General features: G+C 59.8%; 17 protein-coding genes. 4 read left to right on the plus strand and 13 right to left on the minus strand.

Annotated elements, in window-relative coordinates; all coding sequences use genetic code 11:
- Positions 1-91: 91 nt before the first annotated feature.
- The 8 genes from IHQ72_RS34620 to nifH form a co-directional block, all read right to left on the minus strand.
- Positions 92-796, minus strand: coding sequence for a response regulator transcription factor (locus IHQ72_RS34620; RefSeq protein ID WP_258120262.1), 705 nt, complete (start codon positions 794-796; stop codon positions 92-94).
- 112 nt (positions 797-908) lie between these two features.
- The gene (locus IHQ72_RS34625; protein WP_258120263.1) at positions 909-1388 is read right to left on the minus strand and encodes a NifX-associated nitrogen fixation protein; all 480 of its coding nucleotides are present in this window, start codon (positions 1386-1388) and stop codon (positions 909-911) included.
- A gap of 20 nt (positions 1389-1408) precedes the next feature.
- Positions 1409-1852 (minus strand): nitrogen fixation protein NifX, encoded by a 444-nt coding sequence (gene nifX, locus IHQ72_RS34630; RefSeq protein WP_258120264.1) that lies wholly within the window; start codon positions 1850-1852, stop codon positions 1409-1411.
- Positions 1845-3251, minus strand: a complete 1407-nt coding sequence (gene nifN, locus IHQ72_RS34635; RefSeq protein ID WP_258120265.1) for a nitrogenase iron-molybdenum cofactor biosynthesis protein NifN — start codon at positions 3249-3251, stop codon at positions 1845-1847. The genes nifX and nifN overlap by 8 nt, the downstream gene beginning before the upstream one ends.
- Entirely contained in the window at positions 3248-4750 is a 1503-nt protein-coding gene (gene nifE, locus IHQ72_RS34640) for a nitrogenase iron-molybdenum cofactor biosynthesis protein NifE (protein ID WP_258120267.1), read from the minus strand. The genes nifN and nifE overlap by 4 nt, the downstream gene beginning before the upstream one ends.
- 63 nt (positions 4751-4813) lie before the next feature.
- Entirely contained in the window at positions 4814-6355 is a 1542-nt protein-coding gene (gene nifK, locus IHQ72_RS34645; protein WP_258120268.1) for a nitrogenase molybdenum-iron protein subunit beta, read from the minus strand.
- Between the two features lie 132 nt (positions 6356-6487).
- A complete protein-coding gene (gene nifD, locus IHQ72_RS34650; protein WP_258120270.1) occupies positions 6488-7990 on the minus strand; it encodes a nitrogenase molybdenum-iron protein alpha chain in 1503 nt (500 codons plus the stop codon).
- 92 nt (positions 7991-8082) lie between these two features.
- A complete protein-coding gene (nifH, locus tag IHQ72_RS34655) occupies positions 8083-8976 on the minus strand; it encodes a nitrogenase iron protein (protein WP_127211486.1) in 894 nt (297 codons plus the stop codon).
- An 800-nt stretch (positions 8977-9776) separates the two neighbouring features.
- On the opposite strand from nifH, the gene IHQ72_RS34660 reads away from it, so the two are divergent.
- Together IHQ72_RS34660 and IHQ72_RS34665 are read left to right on the plus strand one after the other, a co-directional pair.
- Positions 9777-10997, plus strand: coding sequence for an MFS transporter (locus tag IHQ72_RS34660; RefSeq protein WP_258120274.1), 1221 nt, complete (start codon positions 9777-9779; stop codon positions 10995-10997).
- A 1187-nt stretch (positions 10998-12184) separates the two neighbouring features.
- The gene (locus IHQ72_RS34665) at positions 12185-14437 is read left to right on the plus strand and encodes a T3SS effector XopP-like protein (protein WP_441338656.1); all 2253 of its coding nucleotides are present in this window, start codon (positions 12185-12187) and stop codon (positions 14435-14437) included.
- A 299-nt stretch (positions 14438-14736) separates the two neighbouring features.
- Here the strand turns inward: IHQ72_RS34665 and IHQ72_RS34670 are convergent, their stop codons facing one another.
- From IHQ72_RS34670 to IHQ72_RS34680, 3 genes are all read right to left on the minus strand, one after another.
- Positions 14737-14988: a hypothetical protein gene (locus IHQ72_RS34670; RefSeq protein WP_258120276.1), complete on the minus strand. Its 252-nt coding sequence runs from the start codon at positions 14986-14988 to the stop codon at positions 14737-14739.
- A 41-nt stretch (positions 14989-15029) separates the two neighbouring features.
- Positions 15030-15386: an AAA family ATPase gene (locus IHQ72_RS34675; protein WP_309508984.1), complete on the minus strand. Its 357-nt coding sequence runs from the start codon at positions 15384-15386 to the stop codon at positions 15030-15032.
- Between the two features lie 111 nt (positions 15387-15497).
- Positions 15498-15764 (minus strand): hypothetical protein, encoded by a 267-nt coding sequence (locus IHQ72_RS34680; protein ID WP_258120277.1) that lies wholly within the window; start codon positions 15762-15764, stop codon positions 15498-15500.
- A gap of 1092 nt (positions 15765-16856) precedes the next feature.
- On the opposite strand from IHQ72_RS34680, the gene IHQ72_RS34685 reads away from it, so the two are divergent.
- A complete protein-coding gene (locus IHQ72_RS34685) occupies positions 16857-17390 on the plus strand; it encodes a peroxiredoxin (RefSeq protein WP_258120278.1) in 534 nt (177 codons plus the stop codon).
- Between the two features lie 178 nt (positions 17391-17568).
- Positions 17569-18978, plus strand: coding sequence for an RNA polymerase factor sigma-54 (gene rpoN, locus IHQ72_RS34690; protein WP_258120279.1), 1410 nt, complete (start codon positions 17569-17571; stop codon positions 18976-18978).
- A 12-nt stretch (positions 18979-18990) separates the two neighbouring features.
- Here the strand turns inward: rpoN and IHQ72_RS34695 are convergent, their stop codons facing one another.
- Together IHQ72_RS34695 and IHQ72_RS34700 are read right to left on the minus strand one after the other, a co-directional pair.
- Positions 18991-19596 carry a nitrogen fixation protein NifQ gene (locus IHQ72_RS34695; RefSeq protein WP_258120281.1) on the minus strand — a complete coding sequence of 202 codons (606 nt, stop codon included), beginning with the start codon at positions 19594-19596 and terminating at the stop codon, positions 18991-18993.
- 387 nt (positions 19597-19983) lie between these two features.
- Complete coding sequence (locus tag IHQ72_RS34700; protein ID WP_258120283.1) at positions 19984-21036, minus strand: LLM class flavin-dependent oxidoreductase; 1053 nt, start codon at positions 21034-21036, stop codon at positions 19984-19986.
- Positions 21037-21155: the final 119 nt, after the last annotated feature.

Consider the following 21155-nt stretch of genomic DNA (forward strand, 5'->3'; position numbering starts at 1 on the left):
TTCTTCCTGAGTATTCGTTTAGGGGCGTTTCAGGCCGCAAGACCGGCTCACAGCCCGAGGGAAAGGGAGTGGCATCACACCCGGCCCTTGTTCATTCGTCCGGCTTCTCGAGCGAGTAGCCGGCCGACCTGACGGTTCGAATCACGCTGCCGGGCGAAGCTGTCTTCAGGGCTTTTCTGATCCGGCTGATATGGACATCGACGGTGCGTGCACCGACATGAATGTTGGGCGGCCAGGCCGCGCCGATAAGTTCGTCCCGGCGGAAGACCTTCCCGGGAGCTTCAATCATAAGCCGCAGCACGTTGAACTCGATGGGTCCGAGGTGGATGTCGTGGCCATTGCCGCGAACCCGGTGGGCGTCGAGCTTCATCTCGAGGCCGCCGCAGGTGAGCCAGCCGCCGTTTTCAAGACCATTTGCACCCCGCTTCGTCAGCGCCAGTCTCGTCCGTAGACAGTCGAGCAGCTTGGCCGGGGCGATCGGCCGCACAAAGCTCTCGTCAATGCCAGCCTTCAGAAGATCGAGGTGCTGGTTCTCGGCGCCGGGCGCGATCAGGGCAATAATGGGCAGCCCGCCGGTCCGGGGCTCCCGCTTGAGCCGGGCGCAGATCGCGGACCCGGTTATGCTCGCTGGCCCGCAGTCCAGCACCACGGCACAGAATTCCCGTTCGTCGGCCAATGCAAGCGCTTCCTTGGCGCCGCCTGCCGGCTCAGTGGCAAAGCCGTCCACCTCCAGTATGTGGCTGAGGAACAGATAGAACTCGGCATCTTGCGAACAGATCAGGACGAGTGGCTTCATCGACGCTACCCCAAGAGCCCCATCATCGGCCTGACCCCCCTCGGCTTGCCTGGGATGGCTATCGCGCCTGCTCAAGACCCGTCATGACCCCTTTGCTCGAAGATCCGCTTCATCAAATCCTCGCCACTTCGGGATAGGTTTCGATGGCTGCGATTGCGTCGCCGACCAGTTTCGTGCCGGCCTCGGCGAGCTTACGGAGCGTCTCGAAGCCGAACCGGTGGACGTCGCGCAGCGTCTTCGACAGAGCGACCAACCGCCCCGCCGTGAAAAGCACGCGCCCAAAGCCTTCATGGCTCAGCTCCATCATCGGCGATGCCATCAGGCCGCAGCGCTCCTCGATCGCAAGCCCAACGGCGGTGTAAAACATATCCAGCCTCCACAGCACGTCCGGATCGGGATCGCCGATGATTGGGATTGCACGGCGCTGGTCCTTAGTGATGATGAAGGCGGCCAGCAGCTCGGCGTCCGCTTTGCCTTCCCACGCCCCGTAGGAATCCTGAGCACGGATTAGCCGTACGAGGCATTTGAGGAACGGGTTGGCAAGTGCCACCTCGTCCTCAGCGACAGCAGGGCTAACCGCAGGGCCAGACATTTCGCCTTCTCCTCATTCAGTCACTCGTCCTCGAAGGACCGCTTCTTCTCCGCGACGCCTGCCTCAGCCAGCACCTTGCGCAACCAAGGGGGAGGAGATGTCCTGAGCATCATCTGCGTGTGCAACAGCACCTGTTTGATGCTTTGAGGCTGCCGCACCTTGATCGGATGAATTTTTGCCGAAACAAGCTTGGCTGCCGAAGGTCCGCCAATCGCCAGGCAAAACAGGAGGTGGCAGCCCTTCAGCGCTTCCACCTTCGGTGTGATACGGTCATCGCCTTCGGCCCGGTGTTCCCCGCTTTCGTCCGAGACGTCGTCGAAGGCCACGGCTTCCACGAGTTTCCACTCCTCGCGCGTCACATCGTAGATGACAAAGCGCTTGGCCGACCCGAAATGCGCATTGAGCTCCTTCATGTCTTGGCTAGCGATAGCCACGCGCAAAGCGCCTGCTTCTCGTTCACGCATCCGACCTTGAACCTCGGCAGTGACGAGTGAGAGGCGACGAACGGGGCCTACCTGGCGTTTCCCGCTTGCGGAATGGATCAAGTTCTTGCGGCGTCGGCGCATGCCGGTTGGCCTGGAAGATGTTCGAAACTTCGAAAACCAAATCGCGGGTTCCCTGATAGAGGATGGTGAGCTTGTGCTGACTGCCGAGCCGGTCGAAGACCGGGAAGCCGACGCGCATGAGCGGAATGCCAAGGCGTTGCGACGCCTGACCTCCATGTGAATGGGTGACCAGAAGATCAGTGCCGACGGCCAGCGCTTCCAAATCGCCGAGATCGCCGACCTGAACCGACTCCGTCGGTACCTTTTCCAGAATTTTCGACATATCGGTCGTGGTGACCGCCGCAGCGATTTGGGACCCCATATCCACGAAGAAGGTGGCGAACTGATAGAGTTGGTCTGGTTCTGCAGCGATCGCAATTTTCTTGCCTCCGAAATGGAAATGTCCGTCGAGCAACGCATCCTGCAATTGCGCCCGCCGACGGCACACGGCTGTCGGCACGGGCTCGCCAGAAATCGTGGAAAGCAGGGAAACGAACTGATCGGCGCCCTTCAATCCGGTCAGCGACTCCAACAGCACGTAAGGGACGCCGGTCACCTTATTCAGCACCTCGGCCGGGCGGCGCATATGCTCGCCGATGGCGATGCAGTGCTCGACCGCGCCGAGCTCGCGGATATCCTCCACGCTCGTACCGCCATAGGTGGTCGTCACCCAGTGATCGGGCACAGTTCCGTCGAGCGAGCTTGAGACGTCCGGCAAAATCACCGGCTGCAGACCAAATCCTTCAACCATCTCACGCAAATGTTCGATGTCAGCCACGGTGAGGTTCCAGCCAGGCAGGATCGCGATCTTCTTTGATTGCCGCGCCCGCTCGCCAGGCCGTGTAATGCCTTCGATCATCGCGGTGACAGCGTTGGCCCAGCCCTCTTCGAGGGCGCCGCTGAAATCCGGCGTGTTGGCCAGCACGATCTCAGTCCCGGCGAGTTCTTCCGCCCGTTTCAGCCTGATATCCGAAATGTCGCCTGCGGAATCCTCGCCACGGGTTTCCACCAGGGCCGTCGTGCAGACGCCGATCAGCTTTGGCTTCGTGCGAGTCTTGATATTGAGGATCGCCTCTTCCAGATTGTCCGCCCCACCGAGGATGGTCGCCACTTCATCCATCGCGGTGGTCTGTAGGGAGATCGTTTCCTTGAAATGCCGCACTAAGAGCACGAGCGCGAAGCTGGTGCAGCCCTGGCTGCCGTGGAGCAGCGGCACTGCGCCCTCGACCCCGAGAAAGGCCAAGGCGGCACCCAGCGGCTGTGATGATTTCAGTGGGTTAACCGAGGCTGACTTGGTCTGGGAAAGGATGCGGGTCATCGGATTTCCTCAACACCAGCCGAAATCGCCCGCGTCGCGCCGGCGAATTCCTGGACAGCGCGCATGGTCGCCGTGTCATTCTTGGTGCTCGGCAATTCGTCCTTCACATCGGGCTTGCACTCCCACGGGGCCCGCTCGCGCACCTGGCACCAGATCGGGTTGTGAATGGCGAGGTCGATCTGGCGTACGAGTTCCACCATGCCGTCGTAACCGGCGTAAGGGTGTTGGCGCTCCTGGTTGATGTCGAGCCAGGGCGTCTTGGCCTTGAGCGCGACGAATTGCGTACGCCCACCCGACAGCATGATATCGGCCTTGCCTTCTGAGAGCATGGCGTAAAGGTCGCGCGCTGCCATCTGCTCGAACATGTGGTTGTCGTCCTTTAGGATCTGTTTGATGCGCTCCTTATCTTCGACCGTGGATTTCTTGACCGAGGTGCCCACGATCTCCATGCCGATCTCCATCAGCGCATGGACGACCGACCAGGACTTCACACCACCCGTGTTGAGCAGCACGCGCTTGCCTTGCAGCCCCCGCCGGTAGGCCTCGAGTTTCTCCCATGCAATCGCCTCCTGCTCAGCGATCAGCGTCTCTGTGCGGTCGAGGATCTCCCGATCGGCGCCCTTCCTCACCAGCAGCTCAGCAATTTTGCGGAGGGCTTCCGAGGTGTCCGAGATCCCGTAGAAGGAGCCCTCGAAGAAGGGGATATCCCAGCGCTGCTCCATCTTGCGGGCTAGATTGATGAGGGCCGTCGAGCACACCACCATTGCCGCCCGGGCGCGGTGCGCGGAAGCAACGTCGAGATAGCGCGCGTCGCCCGGAATGCAGGCGCGCACCCGGATCCCGAGTCGATCAAGGAGCGGCTTTATCAGCCAGAATTCGCCGGAGAGATTGAATTCACCAAGGATGTTGATGTCGTACGGGCCGGCGTCGTCGGGTTCCACCGTGCCGATGACATGGTCGAGCAACGCCTCGGCGGCAAGCTTGTTGCCGAGGTTCTTGGAGCCGGCCAAGCCCGGCGCATTGATCGGAACTACGGCCAAACCGAATTTTTCGGCGGCGCGTTTGCAGACGGCCTCGATATCGTCGCCGATGAGCGCCGTCACGCAGGTCGAGTAGACGAAGACTGCCGGCGGCGCATACGTTTCCTTGATTTCGCGGATCGCCTTGAAGAGCTTCCGCTCACCCTGCCCCATCACCACGTCGAGTTCGGTAAGGTCGGTCGTGAAGCTTGTGCGCCACAAGGTTGGCCCAGACGAAGCTGCACCGCGGTTGTCCCAGGAATTGCCCTCGCAGGCGAGCGGCGCATGGACCAGGTGCGCAACGTCCGTGATCGGCTGCAGGACGATCTTGGCCCCGTCAAAGGCGCAACCGCCCGCTGCCGCTCCCGGCGTCAGCGGCCTTGCACAGCCTTCCTTGCGCGCCTTGGCATCCTTGCCACGGTTCTTGTCGCAGGCGGGCTCGTCGAAAACGTCCTGGATCTTGGCACTGAGCGAGGTCATTGCGTCAGTCTCCAAAGGCCATTCGGCAATGAACGGCCCTGGGCGAAAAGCCGGCCGTGTCTTCTAGCGGGTGAGGTCATAGGAATAGTCCGTCACGCCCGTCTGGCTCGTCTCGCGATCGAGCTTGTCGAAGATCTTGTCGAGGATCGTCGTCAGCACGCGCAACCCGCCCTGATAGCCCATGAGCGCAAAGCGATGGTGGTGGTGCCGGTCGAAAATCGGAAACGTCAGCCGGATCAGCGGGGTGCCGGTGTCGCGCTCCAGATACTTGCCATAGGAATTGCCGATCAGCAGGTCCACTGGCTCGGTGAAGAGCAGCGACCGCATCGCCCAAAGGTCCTTGCCCGGCCAGACCTGAGCATCCTTGCCGAAGGGCGACGATGCAAGCAGTTCCTTCAACTCGGCTTCCCACGCCGAGGTGCCATTGGTGGCGAGGCAATGTATCGGCTCGCCGCCGGTTTCCATGACGAAGCGGGCCATGGCGTACACGAAATCCGGATCGCCGTAGATCGCGTATTTCTTGCCGTGCAGCCAGGACTGGCTGTCCGCCATGGCGTCAACCAGTCGGCCGCGCTCCAGGCGGATTGCCTCGGGGATTTCCTTCCCGGAAAGCGCCGAGACCTTCATCAGGAATTCGTCAGTCGCCTGGATGCCGAGCGGGTAATGGAACGAAGCCGTGGCCTGCCCGACTTGCCCGCAGTAGTCCAGCGTTTTTCGGGTGTTGTAGTACTGCAGTGAAAGCGTCGCCTCGGCGTTAAGTGCCCCCTTCACATCTTCGATCTTCGTGCCGCCGTCATACATGCGGTATTCCCCGTCCGATGGCGTGTCGAACTGGTCAGACGCGTCCTGGATGAAGGTGTAGGACACGCCCATCACATCGAGCAGGCGTTTGAGTTCCCGGTTGTTGCCTACGCAGAAGCCGTCGAAGCCCGGAATGACGTTGATGGTTCCCTTGGCTTCCGTGCGCTGCTGGCCTTTCCAGAAGTGCTCCAGAATGCCCTTGAGCATGCCGTCATAGCCATCGACATGGCTACCGACGAAGGCCGGCGTGTGGGCGAAGGGCACGTCAAAATCGCGCGGGACCGAATTTTCGTCCTTGGCGTTCTCGATAAAGCTGTGCAGGTCGTCGCCGATGACTTCCGCCATACAAGTCGTCGAGACTGCGATCATCTTCGGGTCGTAAAGTTGGTAGGTGTTGGCGAGCCCGTCGACCAGGTTCTTCAGGCCGCCGAATACTGCCGCGTCCTCGGTCATCGAGGAGGAAACCGCCGAAGCAGGCTCCTTGAAATGGCGAGACAGGTGCGAGCGGTAGTAGGCTACGCAGCCCTGGCTGCCGTGGACGAAGGACATGGTCCGCTCGAAGCCCGCGGCCGCGAACACCGCGCCGAGCGGCTGGCAGGCCTTGGCGGGATTTATCACAAGCGCTTCTCGGGCGAGGTTCTTTTCGCGGTATTCCCAGGTCTTGGTGAATTCGCCTTGATCGGTAACGATCTGATCTGGGTGCGGACATTCGAAATTCAGCTTCTTCTCGGCGAGCATCTGCCTGTATTCTGGCTCGCGGAACAGGGGAGCGTGGTCGAGAATCTTTTCGGCCGACTGCGGCATTTGGTGTTACCTCTTTTTCATCTGGCCGCGCGATACGGCAGCTCAGGTAAGTCGAGATGTTTCCGGTTTCCCAAGGCTCACAAGCCGCGGGCGTTTATCGTCTCTCTGGGAGACGAGGCCAGGGACGGGCGTCTATTCGGCAGCTATCGCCTGCCCATGGGGCGGGCTTTCTATCCACGGCGCCTGGTAGAGGCCCCACACCGGATTGTTGATGGCAAGATCCACGTCGCGCGCGAAAATGGCAAAGCCGTCATAGCCGTGATAAGGTCCCGAATAGTCCCAGGAGTGCATCTGACGGAACGGGATGCCCATCTTCTGCACCGGGTATTTTTCCTTGATGCCAGAGCCAACCAGATTGGGGCGAACTCCCTCGATGAACTTCTCCAACTCGTAACCGGTAACGTCGTCATAGATAAGCGTGCCATTCTTTACGTAATGGCCGGTACGCTGATAGTCATCGTTGTGGGCGAACTCATATCCGGTGCCGACGATGACCATGCCGAGGTCTTCGTAAGCTGTGATGACGTGGCGGGGGCGCAGGCCGCCGACGTAGAGCATGACGGTATTGCCTTCGAGGCGCGGCCGGTACTTGGAGATGACCGCATCAACAAGCGGTCTGTACTTGGAGATGACCTTCTCGGCTTTCTCCTCGATTTCCGGCCCGAAATGCTTGGCTATCTTGCGCAGAGAGGCTTCGATCTGGGACGGTCCGAAGAAATTGTACTCCATCCAGGCGACGCCATACTTTTCCTCCATGTGCCGGCAGATGTAGTTCATCGAGCGGTAGCAGTGGATGAGATTGAGCTTGGCCTTTGGTGCGCGCTCAATCTCGGCGAGTGTGGCGTCGCCCGACCAGTTGCCCACCACGCGCAATCCTATCTCCTCAAGCAAGATGCGCGAGGCCCAGGCGTCGCCGCCAATATTGTAGTCGCCGATCACGTTGACGTCGTAAGCACCAGCCTCGAACTCGACTTCCTTCTTGTCGAAGACCCAGTCGCGGATCGAGTCATTGGCGATGTGGTGGCCGAGCGATTGCGAGACGCCGCGGAAGCCCTCGCAGCGCACGGGTACGATAGTCTTTTCGTACTCCTTGGCCTTTTTGCGAGAAACTGCCTCGGTGTCATCGCCAATGAGACCGATCGGGCATTCGGATTGCACGGTGATGCCGTTGTTCAGCGGAAACAGTACCTCGATCTCGTCGATGATCTGTTCCAGTTTCTTGTCACCGCCGAAGACAATGTCCTTCTCCTGGAAATCGGAGGTGAACTGCATTGTCCCGAACGTGTCGATGCCCGTTGTGCCGACGTAGTAGTTGCGGCGCTGTGACCAGGAATATTGGCCGCAACCAACCGGCCCGTGCGAGATATGGACCATGTCCTTGACCGGACCCCAAACCACGCCCTTTGAGCCGGCATAGGCGCAGCCGCGTATAGTCATCACACCGGGAATGGACTTGATGTTCGATTTGACGTCACATTCGGAAATGACTTCACTTTCCTCGCTAGCCTCGTCTCCGCTCTTTGCGACGCTGAGGTGCTTTTTGCGGCGCTTCCCCGCTTTGTCGGGATATTGCGATAGTACATCCTCAATCAGCTTCGCATGGAGAGCACCATCATTCTCGTATTCCAGGCTCATGGGACCCCTTTCAAGGTGTCTGGTGACGCCTCACCGACGAGGCGCCGTTCTTTGCAAGGCGCGCCAGCTCAAGGAGGCGCCCAACATCGTCGTTACTGGGCGGCCGCCTTCGCTGCTTCCTTGGCCTGAAGCTCGGCAAGCATCTGCTCGTCGGTCTTCATGATACCGAAGTCGAGGAGCATTTCCTCGAGCTCCTCCATGGTGATCGGTGTCGGGATGGTGCCCTGGCCCGAATTGGCATGGATCTTTTCGGCCAGCGCGCGATACTCCCCGGCCTGCTTGGAGTCGGGCGCATACTGGATCACTGACATCTTTCTGAGTTCGGCGTGCTGGACGATGTTGTCGCGCGGCACGAAGTGGATGAGCTTGGAATTGAGCCTGGAAGCCAGTGCTTCGGCCAGGTCGAGCTCACGGTCGGTTTGACGCTCGTTGCAGATCAGTCCGCCGAGCCGCACGCCGCCCGAATGAGCATATTTCAGGATGCCCTTGGCTATGTTGTTGGCGGCATAGAGCGCCATCATCTCCCCGGACATAACGATGTAGATTTCCTGCGCCTTGCCCTCGCGGATCGGCATCGCGAAACCGCCGCACACCACGTCCCCGAGCACGTCGTAGGAGACATAGTCGACATCGTCATAGGCGCCGTTCTCCTCGAGGAAGTTGATCGAGGTGATTACGCCGCGGCCGGCGCAGCCAACACCCGGCTCCGGGCCGCCGGACTCCACGCATTTGATGCCTCTATAGCCAACCTTGAGCACGTCCTGGAGCTCAAGATCTTCGACCGAACCTTCCTGCGCTGCGAGATGCAGGACTGTGTCCTGCGCCTTCGAGTTCAGGATCAGGCGGGTGGAATCGGCTTTGGGGTCGCAGCCGACGATAAGGATTCTCTGCCCGAGGTCGACAAGGGCGGCGAGCGTATTTTGGGAGGTGGTGGACTTGCCGATGCCGCCCTTGCCGTAAAAGGCGATCTGACGCAGACCTGACATGTAGCTTTCCTTCCTTCGTTCCATCCATCGCGGTTTCCCGCGACATGAATGCCGATGGGCAGCTCTCGCCGCCTCACTCCAAAGGGTTTCAAGACTTGTGCCAAGTTCGCTGGTCGGGTCCAAGAAAGATTTTGTTTTGGCTTTTCAGAGATTTAGCTTGAAGCCAAAGCGAGCAGTTGTCGGAAGTAAGCCGTGTAGGGGACTCGACAATGGCGACACAAGCCGTCGGAAAGGGATCATGACGCTACAACTGACTGGCAGCACGTTCGGGCAATGGGTCTAAGCGATTTGCCAGGGAACCGGATAGCGATCTGAGCGGCGGATTGAACACTGACCGCCCCCGAACCTTGTCAAGGGCATACCGCATTTGGGTACCGGTTCACCGCGGAAGTCGCTCTGCTCGAAAGGATGCGGCAGATCCACGACCGCCACTCGGCCGGCGCACCGGTTTGCGGCTTTTCCCAGGAGGCAACGCCTTACATACCATGCTGATCAACAATCGAGCTTTGTGGAGCCGGTCCAGTCATCCAGGACACGCGCATTGGAGATGGCCTCCCTAGCTGGAGAGGAAGTTGCTCGCGAGCAGGAGCTTTCCTGGGGCAGACCAATTCGACAGGGGCCTGCGACGATGACGTCCCCGTTCGGCATCATTATTGCACGCCGCACTATTACAACGTGTCGGGCAGCGATGAACATTCCCTGGGTGCAACGGTCGCCGGCAACGGCGGCCCTTCTGTCTTTAACGCGGCTCAACGCAGCCAACCCATGTTGCAGCGCACCCAAACTGGCGGGGCTTATTCATGACCGGATCCGCGACAGGCTTCATGGGTGCTGTTCTGCACGGCCCAGATAAGCCGGATCAACGGTCTCGCCCTGCATGGGGTGCGGTCATTTCGCTTGCCTTGGGCACCTTCGGGCTGGTGGCGGCAGAGTGTCTGCCTGCAAGCGTGCTGACGCCGCTCGCGGATAGTCTCGGTGTCTCGCCGGGTGAGGCTGGACAGACGATGACAGCGACGGCCATTGCTGCGGCGATTTCGGCGCCGACGATGGCCATTATCACAAAGCGCCTGGACCGCAGGACCGTCCTGTGGGCGATGATGCTGCTTCAGATCCTGTCCAACCTTCTGATGGCAGCCGGGTCGTCGCTGCCGGTTTGCCTGGCAGCACGCGTCTTGCTCGGTATTGCGCTCGGAGGCTTCTGGTCGGTTTCGGCATCGCTGGCAATACGGCTCGTTCCAAATCACCTTCTGCCGCGCGCCATGTCAATCATCCTCGCCGGCGTTTCGGTCGCTCTCGTATGCGCGCCTCCAATCGGCTTCTATGTCGGCCACAGCAGCTGGGGATGGCGAGCGCCCTTCATGCTCACCGCGGTCCTCAATGCCGTTACACTGCTAGTGCTACTTTTAACGGTGCCGACGCTGCCTCCCGTTGAAATGGCTGGATTCCGCAGTCTGCTGGATGTGGCCAAAAATCCGACCATCAAGGTCGCACTTTTGGTCGTACTGCTGGTCGCTTCAGGGCACTTCGCCAGCTTCAGCTATATCCGGACCTTCCTCGAGACGAATCCCGAGCTCGATACCAAGTGGATCTCCATACTGTTGCTCGTTTCTGGCATAAGCGGCTTCTTCGGCAGTTTAGCCGGAGCATTTCTGGCCAAACACAGTCTCGAGGCAGTCGCGGCCCTGCCATCCCTGCTTATCGCGATAGCCGCTATCTCGTTGCAGAAGTTTGGAGCATCGACCTTTGCCTCGGCTATTGCGATTTCCGTATGGGGCTTTGCCTTCGGTGCGGTGCCGGTGGGGTTGCAGACTTGGATAGTGCTGCGTGCCGTTCCCGAGCAGGCCGAAAGCGCCGGTGTGCTGATGACCTCAACGTTCCAGGTAGCCATCGCAGCCGGCGCGATTTTCGGTGGACTACTGGTGGATCATGCCGACCTCACCAGTGTCTTTGTCTACACCGCGATAGCCACATTGCTCGCGGCCCTCACAGTGTTCCTATTCGGCCCGAAACGCGCAACCTAACCTCCTGACGGGAGGAAGCTCAGCGCTGAGGTGGAATCGCACCAAACGCGCGACGCGGTCCTGCCCACGACACTTTTTCGATCCAGGCCTTCGTCTCGCCTAGGATAGGCCGCCTGGATCGCGGTACTGCCTCTTCCACGTCGGCTCTTCAACGGGCATGGACCGGCGCCGGTGCCTTGCCGGCCTTCACCCTCCGAGACTACAGGGAGCGATCAGCGGTCGGCCGGGCGGAGTTGGTCAGGTTGCGCAGCCCGGCCGAGCGCGGAGCGCGTTTGCCAGCTGATGGGTGACGACGCGCGGTTATTGAAGCGATTTGGAACCCGCCACGAGAAAAGCCGGGCCGGCACTAGGTCGACGGTTGCGCTCGCCATCATCGTGCGCACAGTCGAGAGGGCGGCATTCCCGACAGCACGCCGGCATGATCTGAAAGTTAACTCCGATCCGCGATGAACTGCGCGAGTGCCGTAGGCGACCGAATTCGACGGCCCTGAGAGCAAAAGCGCACGCAGTATATGCATCGCGCCGCCGGAACCAGCTTACAGCGCGTCAGCTCGCCGTCAGCTCCTTCGAGTAGCCCTCTTCGAGAGCGATCTAACAAACTCAAGATCTTATTGAAAGACTTCCGCCAAAAGAAGGGAACGAATGCCATGTACGGTCGGAAAAGTGGCTCATCCGAAAGCTCCAACCAAGCTAATGACTCGGTACGGTCAAAGGGCAGCGACGGCTTTGGCAAGCACTTGCGCACGTGGCGTCGCCTGATCTCAATGCGAGTTCGGCTTCAGCGCCGGCACCCCCGTACTCGCTAGTTTCGCGGCCTCCTATCGTGGGAGATCGACGGGTCGTCGCGTGTTTTGCATTGGCTTCAGACTGGACCGGCGCGGAAGGGTCGATCCGGGCTGGCCATGGGGATTGACGAAAACATGCCACTGGTTCTCAGACGTTATGCCACCTGTCATCTGGGCGATAGCACTTACCCGCCAAAGCCCTGATGCACTACGGCTGAGACATTAGTCCCAATCCATAGACAACGCGTTCTCGCGTATATCGGAGATGAAAAAATGACGGGCATTGGCCGATCTGGAAAATCGCGCATTGGAGATGCTGGAGCCGGATCGAGCAGTTCGCGCTCGCAATCAAGTCTTGCCTCCGGGGAAGGCAGCCAAGCCTTCGGTTCCGTCCTGGAGCGGATGCGCTCTGAGCCAGGTAAAGGTTCACCCCCGGCTGGCGCTGCGAGCGGTGCCCATGATGACCTTGGCGGCAGATCTTCGGGCCCTTCCGTTCGCCCACATCCAATCCCCGCGGCTGCGCCACGTGCAGCCGCCGGGCCACGTGCAGCCCGTTCGCGGCAGCGCAGTGTTCCTTCAACGTCGGATGGTGAAGCCCTGGCGCCGGTCGCCAGCCAGCCGTCAACTTCGGGTGTGGCAGTCCACACTTCCTCGTCAGGCGAAGAGATCAACGAGGTAAGGCGACAAATGCGCTCGCTGATTCACGAAATCCAAGTTCTCGAGGAGAAGAGCCTGCATAGCGGAACACCGCTGGAGCGCGTCCGAGACGAGCTCGATCAGCTCGCTAATGCGGGCGCAGAACTTCTGCAATGCTACGCGAGCCTGCCCCCGCATTTGGCGCACCGCACTCTGTCCGACGCTGATGTGCGCCAGTACCGCGCCGACGTGCTTCATCGGGCGGACAGTGCCAACGATTTGGCCCAAACGATCTTCGAAGAAGAGAAAAAGAAGCAGAAGCGGGTGGAGGAGATTCTCTACAACCTGGTCAAATCCAATGCTACCCTCGACCAGCTGAGCCGATCTGTTCCCAGTGCGACGAAGTATCACGTGGCCCGCACGGAGTTTTGGGACAAGAAAGTACAGCGCCACGAGTTGATGCGGTCCGTCTGCGCCGCGACGGCCAACTTGCCAAGCTCGACAGCCGAGATGCGGCAGGAAGAACAGGCCGCGCTGCGGCTGCACTCCGGCTGGGTTGCCAATGCAAAGGTAATGCAGCTGGAGTCGCGGACCGCTCTCGCACAGGTCAGCATGGCCCCGCAGGCGATCATGTTCGAAGCACCCGTCAGGCAAATCCTCGTCGGTGAGGACGGGCAAACGCGTCTGATGGGTAACTTTATCGGCGACGTTTTTCCGGCATTCCTCTCGACGAGCGGGGCTGTACTGCACGAGAGAGGGCGCCCGCTCGACCCAGAGCACTGCGCCGTACTGGAAGGAGTTGTGGAGCGGCTTGCGGAATTTGCGTCGGCCTCGCACGCCGTGGTAGCCAGGTTGAGGGATTACCAAGCAGGTGCCGGCCTCCCATTGGAACTGTTGAGCCGGATCGTGGACGACGCCTGGATCACTGCGGACGAGGTCATCCACCTTCTCGAACTGCAGCCGAAGCCGCCAGCCACTGCACTGCCGGCCGTCGCTGGCGCTGCGATACCCGCCGAAAATGCCGGCAAGACTACAGTGGGCGAAACCACTACTGCGTCCGGAAAAAAGGGAAAACGAAAGAGCAAGCGAACCGTTGGCGCCAGTAGTTCGGCCGCGGGGGGGCCTGAACCGCAGGTCGCTGCGGCCGTCAGCGACCCTGCGCCAGAAGCCAAGGTTCTCGTGCGCTCGGAGCTAGGCACGAAGAAACTCGTGAGTCCAAAGGAGGCGCAGAACAGCGCGTCGTCCGTGGCAGCACGCTTGGCGGTCTTGCAAATAACGACGGGGGAGGACACCAAGTCACTAATCGCACGGTCGAAGGAACTTTTGAAGTTCGATCTGCCTGCTCAGCAAAGTTTGGTCTCGCGAGCGCACTACACGAAACCCGAGGACGCCGAATACACCATCGGCGCCGCGGTCCAGCGCCTGCAAACGCAGGCTGAAGGGATGGAGGCCTGCCTCTCAGCGTTGGAGGCCTCTCTTCGCTCCAAGCTGCACGAGGGAAAAACGGCCGAAGTGCACGACCAAACAGTTCAGCTCAAGGACATGTTGTCCAAAGTGCGGGGATTTGCAAAAGCTTGGGACGAACAAAAGCCAGCTATCACCATAGATTGTATGAAGAGGTACTCATTTCCCTCGCAGAACTATCTTGAGCACTTGCGGACGGCCGGGGAGTTGACAGCACTGGGTCAGCCGCGCGCGTTGCCAGGAGATCCGAGCAATCTGTTCGAGATCAGGCTGCAGCCCAAGGCGCTGCGCAACCGTACGATGCCGAGTCCAATGTGGGTGCACATCCATACTACACGACCGGTATATGCGCAGCAGTTGGCAACGCTGGACACCACCGAGTTCGCCGCTTGCCACGTCAAATCCAATGAACAGCGCGGCCATAATCGGCAGTGGCAGGACGCCCGGGCTAGGGAGGGTTACGACAACGTCGTAATCCACCGCGGCAAGCTCACCCCTGCGTTCTGCAAGTCCTTGTTGACCGACCGGGCCGATATGCGAAATGGGCCGGCATAACCTCGGCATTTTGTGGACAACCAACCAGCTTGGTAGACACAGGCGCGATCTGGGAGGAGCCCTGGCGGGGCGGCAGTGGCCTGGATCAGGTGTGGCTGGTTCTCGCGGTGGCGAACATCGAGCATCGAGCATGCTCCTCGCGGGGTTCTCCGGGCCTTGCCCGACACCCTGCCGACCCGACAGGACGCCCGCATTATCCGGAAGTTTTTCCGATCCGCGACGTTCTGGGCGAGTCGCCCGAAAGGGGCCGCACGTATGCGGCACTTTCGGGGCCGTGCAAGTCCAGCGCAAGGCGAACTCTAGCCGCAGCCGCAGCAGTCACTCTCATCTTCTTCGGCTCCTTGTCTTCTTAAGGTTTTCTCGCCGAGGCCGACGAGGCGCCTATTGAGCCGGCTCGACAATGTTCGGGTGTCGCCGAAGACCGTTTCCACATCCTCGCGCGAGACGACATCACTGCCATCCCGTGCCAGGCTCCGTTGAGCCAAACGACGGACCATTTCCTTGACATAGGCCGCGCTGCTGTTCTCCGAGCGCGCGACGGCGTCCGCCACCGCTCCGTTTGCGAAGACGAGTGTACGACCATAGAGCGCGATCAGCCGCTCGCGGCAACCGGCGTCGGGAAGCGGGATCTCAATAGCTTCGTCGACGCGCCCGGGCGCGAGGCGAGCGGGTCCTCAATGTCCTCCGGCCGGTTCGTCGTTAGGAGGAAGAGGATATCTGCGTTTGGTTCAAGACCATCCATGTCGTTCAACAGACGGTTGAGCAGACGTTCGGCTTTCGGGCTATAAACGTTTTCTCTCGACCGACCCACCAGGTCGACGCCCTCGAGCACGACGATGCTCGGCCGAAGGGTGCGGGCCAACGCGATGTAGAACCCAATCGCCGCTGTCTGCTCAGCCGTAACCAGAACGGTAGTGCGTCCGGGCAGGTTGGCAGAAACATAACGGATGACGTGTGTCTTGCCTGTACCAGGGGGACCTAAAGCAGAATACCCTTTTGCGCGTGTTGGCCGAGGCGCTTCAACCCCTCTCGGTGTCGATCAAAGTCGAAGATGTTGGCATCAAGACGCGCCGTAGTTGCATCCGAAAGCACCACGTCGTTCCGGTGTACGTCGGGAAGGCGATGAACCCGCATCGCTCCGCACATCTTCTCCGACATCGATGTCCTGATACTGCAAGGGTGTCAGCGCAACCACAGTTCCACCCTCGCGAATGACCATGTCCGACAATTTCATGGCATCGAACTCGTGCCGCTGGTGGACACCGACAAGCTTGGGAGATCGAGCTGCAATCTGCTCTTCAATCGCAGTTTGAATATCCGGCAGCATATATGCGGCAAACTTTCGGCGCGAGCTAGCGAGACCTGTCAGATCATCGGTTTTGAAATGCCGATTTAGTGCCAGGCAAAGCGATCGATATCGGTCACAGCAGACCCTCTTTGCGGGTCGAGGAGCGGAAGAAAAATGCGTTCCTGCATCAGGTGTCGTTCGGGCGTCGCCGAGCTCCCCTCGAATTCGGAATCCAACCGACACCATCATCAAAGCAATTTGCGTGCCCTGTTGGCGGTCCGTTGCGTTCCGCCGCTTCTGCTAACCAGCGGCGCTTCTTTGGTGACCTTTCGGTCGGCCTTGCGACAATTCTAGTCCAGTTTCCGACACAAGAAGGTTTTGATAGACGCGCTCGGCGAGACCAATTGGAACGCCAAGCATGTAGAGATCGTAGCCGATCCGAATTCGATCCTCATCGACTCTGGACCAGGGCGATCCCTGAAGAGCGGCCGGCCACGGCTTGCTGCCAAGGGCCTGCGTTGGCGTTAGTCGCACGTAAAAACACGCTAGGGCAGACACAACGCAGTTGCTGCAGTGCCCGCCGGTGTGAGGGATTGCATGGGCTTGCGCTGTCTGGTCCGTCTTTTGCCAGCCGGCGCGGAGCGTGAGTATCCGCGTTACACAGGACTCTTGTTCAGTGTGATGACGCGACGGCTATAGCGCGCATCCGGCTTGGCGAAGACGTCGTCCTGAAGGCAAAGGGTTGGTGCAGAAGCATCTTAATTGGAATGGCATGCCGCTTGCTGCTCGTGGTTAGAGCCCATCAAATTACGAAGAAAGCTATTGCCGAACCATGGTTGACACACGAAGCTCTCTACCATCGCCCGAGGCCGAGCAAGGGGCAGCGGCAAAAAGGCAAGTCCAGACAATTGCGCTGAACCAGTTCAGTCGCGCCGGTCTGTTGCGTGGTTCCGTTGTTGGTACCTGCTTTGCGGATGGCTAGTGAGCCGGGCCGTTCCCATACACCCGGATGGGGAAGTGAGATTTGGAGCCGCGAACTTCTCACCTCGTGACCGGCATGCGGGCCCTGGCGCGGTGGCGCCAGCCTCAGCCAAAATCCGGTGCGCCAGTTTTTTCTAAAGGAGCAAGTTGATGACCGGTCAAAAGAAGGTTCCCTTCGTCACGTTTCTCACGCGTGTTCGCGATGATTCAGTCCAGGGGCCAAATCCATACCGCTGGGAGGAAAGAACATCCGACGACTACTTCGCCGGCAAGCGCGTCATCCTGTTCTCGCTCCCTGGCGCTTTCACCCCGACCTGCTCGACCTACCAACTGCCCAATTTCGAAGATCTCTATGAGGAATTTAAGAAGGAAGGAGTTGACGCGATCTACTGCCTCTCCGTCAACGATGCCTTTGTCATGAATGCATGGGGGAAGTCCTTGGGGCTGCAGAAAGTCGAGCTGATCCCGGATGGTTCAGGCGAGTTCACGCGCAAAATGGGCATGCTGGTTGCCAAGGACAATCTCGGCTTCGGTATGCGCTCCTGGCGCTACGCGGCTCTGGTCAATGATGGCGTGGTGGAGCAGTGGTTTGAGGAGGAAGGTTTCTCCGACAACTGCGAGACCGATCCCTATGGCGTCTCATCCCCGCAGAACGTCCTTCACAAATTGAAGATCGCTGCATGACCTGGTGTACATCGACCATGCGCAGCGGTGTCTTGGACGAGACCGAGCACAAAAAGGCGAAACTCTAAGGCGCGTCCCGTGAGGTCGTTCAAAGTTGACGCGCGTGAGAAGCGTCGACCTGTAAGAGATCAAATTAGCCACGGCCAAGATCTTCTTTGACAGGAATACTAAGCTGACCATGAAATCATCGTTTGGCCTACTTCAGAAACAGTCTCTTGCAGCATCGCCTCAACTCATCGAGTCGATTCGCTTGCTGCAACTGACGCATGCCGAACTGCATCAGTTCGTGGATCAGGAGCTCGAGAAGAATCCGCTTCTGGAGCATGCGCCAATCGACGACGGGCTGTCTGGGGAGGTTGCAGGATCGACCTGGAACGGGTCCCCGGACCAGCCCCGGCAAGGGAAATCCCAGACGAACGCGACCAACACCGCGCCTGGTGATCGTCCTGCCTTCGAGGAGTTTGTCGCCTTAGCCGAAACTTTGCACGACCATGTCGCTCGTCAGATCTCCCTCACTGCCTTCACACCGCACGAGCGGCTGATTGCTAGTCAGCTTGCCGGTCATCTGGATGACACTGGCTATCTTCAGGCAAGTCCTTCGGACCTGGCCGGGAACCTGAACATTCCTCCGGCCGATGTGGAACGGGTTCTAGGTATCGTGCAGCACTTCGATCCGCCGGGAATTTTCGCACGAACTCTTGGCGAATGTCTTGAGATACAGCTGCGCCAGCGAAACCGGTTCGACCCGGCGATGGCGGCTTTGATTGCCAACCTTGAGATGCTTGCGCGACGCGATTTTCAGACATTGAAGCAGCGTTGCGGCGTCGATGAAGAGGATCTTCTTGACATGCTGCAGGAAATCCGTGCGCTCGACCCCAAGCCTGGAAACGCATTCCAATCGGGCGCGCCGGAATGCGTCGTACCGGACGTCTGGGTCACGCCCTCGCCCGGAGGTGGATGGCAGATCGAGCTCGATCCGAACACACTGCCCAAGGTGCTGATCAACCAAAGCTATGTCGCGGAGGTTTCATGCCGAGCCGCCAAAAAATCGAAAGACATGACATTTCTCAACGAATGCTTGCAGAACGCGAACTGGTTGATCCGCAGCCTCGATCAGCGGGCCAAGACCATCCTTAAGGTTGTGACCGAGATCGTGCGCCAGCAGGATGCCTTTCTGGAATATGGCGTCGCCCACCTACGGCCACTCAATCTCAGGACGGTCGCTGACGCGATCAACATGCACGAGTCGACTGTAAGCCGGGTGACGTCGAACAAGTACATGGTTACCCCACGCGGGGTGTTCGAACTTAAGTACTTTTTCACTGTCGCGATCGCCTCCTGCGAAGGCGGTGACGCGCACTCCGCCGAAGCCGTCCGCCATCGGATCAAAGCGATGGTCGCCGAAGAATCCCTTGATAACGTGCTTTCGGACGATGACATCGCTGACCGGCTCAAGGAATGCGGCATCCATCTCGCTCGCCGCACCGTCACGAAATATCGCGAGGCGATGAATATCCCCTCCTCCATACAGCGGCGCCGGGAAAAGCGCTTGTGGCGCAACGGCGATCAAGGCCTTAAGGCCTCGTGACGAAAGCCGCACTTAAGTCGGTGTGACGCGTTCTTCACATTCGCCCTCTTCCGGGCCGAAGCAACTTTCGAAATCGCTGCATTCGCGGCAATTGGGCGCAGTGCATAGCGAAAACCCTTCGGCCTCGCAGAGTTTGCGATAAAAGTACTTCTTCCATTTCATGTTTTGGGCGTTGCCCGCCGCTAGCGTCGGAAAATGCATGGCAAGCAGGCGGTTGAGCTCGGCCCGGTTAAGAAGCCCAAGGTCTTGCCACAGATGGCCATTGCGCATGGCGCGCCGGGCGAGGATCTTAGCGAAGCGGGCGCTCGCCGGGTCGCTCGGCCGGGCATGCGCCAGCAGCAGGCCGCGCAGAAGTTCTTCCTCCATAAGCGGCTCAGGGTCGCTGACGTCTTTGAAGGCGAAGGCTGCCATAGCGGCAGCGGGGAAACTGCGGGACAGGATCTCGCGCAGCTCGGCAAGGGAAAGGCCGGTTGACTCCGTCGCTGTCGCCTCGCCGGCCTCGACCTCCTTGAGCGCACACGAGAGGACACAGGCAAGCACATGCTCGTCGAACCCCTTCTCCGGCTCGATCGCGGGCCGTTGGCCGGCGCCGACACACACATAGTTTTGAGCGGACATGGTCCCGTTCTCCTGGTTTGTCTCGTCACAGCGGCTCTGCCAGCAGCAACATGGGTCTGGGAGTCTTCGGGCCGACGGGATCGACGCCATGATTGCGATTTAGCTCGCCTTCGAAGTCACCGCGCTACCGTCCCAAGCGCGAGGATTTCTCCCAGAAAAACGACAGGCGCCGCGCGCGAGCAGACTTTCCAGCAGCGGCCTTAGCCCTTAACAAGCGGAGCCCTCGACAGGTGAGATATTCGGGCACCACCTGGAGCCGTACAGGGTAACGAAAGCGCTACTCATCGAAAGCATATCAAGTTCCATTCATGAGCCGGCCGTTGAGCCGTGCGCTGTGCCACCTGAACGACTAAATAGCTGCGGCAAGAAGCTTAACCCGTCGCGAATTCAAACCCGGCCATTACCCAGCGCCTTGTTGATCGCGGGAATGATCTTGTCTCCCCAGAGTTCGATCTGGCGCAGCATTGTCTTTTGGTCGAAATCTCCCAGCTGCGTCTGGATTGCAATCTGATCCGGTTTGAGGATGTCGATCTCTTCCAGCAAGCGATCAATCACGCGATTCACACTGCCGATCGGCAGGTTCTTGCGCATTGCCTCGAATGATAGATCCTGCTGGGTGGGCGTTTCCTGCAGCAGATAGCCGTCATGGCTCTGCTGGCGGCGCTGATGCAGCGCCTCGGACAGGCGGCGCTGGAAACGGGCGTTGTCGAGATAGCTGTTGATCTCCGCCTCGTTGTCGCTGGCATAGCAGCAACGCAGCAGCGATAACTTGGCATCGGCGACATTCCGCTCCTCGGAAGCCGCTGCCTTCTCGATCGCTCCGCGCAACGTTCTCAAAGTCTCCAGGCCGTCGTGGAATGCCGTGACAAAGAAATTGTGGCCCTCGCGATAGGCCCGTTTCATGCGAGCCGGCCCGCCGGCCATCCAGATCGGCGGGGCAGGCCTTTGGACGGTGCGTACCGAAATCGCCGTCGGAGGTATCTTCTCATAGGGGCCATCGTGCTCGAAGATATTGTGGTTGAGACCCTTCAGAAGGATGTCCAAGTGTTCCGAAAAGATGGCCGGCGCCTCATCGATATTGACGCCGAAGCGCTCGAACTCGAACTGCTGGTATCCCGAGCCGACGCCGAGATCCAGGCGACCGTTCGCAACGATATCGGCGAAGCCGATCTCGGAGAGCAGGCGCTGCGGTTTGTAGAGCGGCAGCACGCAGACGGCAGTGCCGAGGCGAATGGTGCTCGTCACGCCGGCGCAGTGCGCCACCATCATCAAAGGCGACGGAATCAGGCTGTAATTGTTGAAGTGGTGTTCTGCGAACCAGGCTGTGCCGAAGCCGGCCTGCTCCGAAACGACGGCCTGTTCGATGGAGTTTCGGATGACGACGTCGGGGGTTTGATGATAGCCACGTTGGGCGGCCAGGATGAAGGTGGCGAATTCCACTGTGTTTCCTTGTTTGCTGCTGGTTGGCGGATCTGGAAATGCGCTCGTCCGAGACCCCGATTGCCTCGGATCGGGCGCCTGGCAGAGCACCGTGTTGCGATAGGCCCTGTGCGATCCGC

It is taken from the genome of Mesorhizobium onobrychidis (genome assembly GCF_024707545.1).
Taxonomy (GTDB): Bacteria; Pseudomonadota; Alphaproteobacteria; order Rhizobiales; family Rhizobiaceae; genus Mesorhizobium; species Mesorhizobium onobrychidis.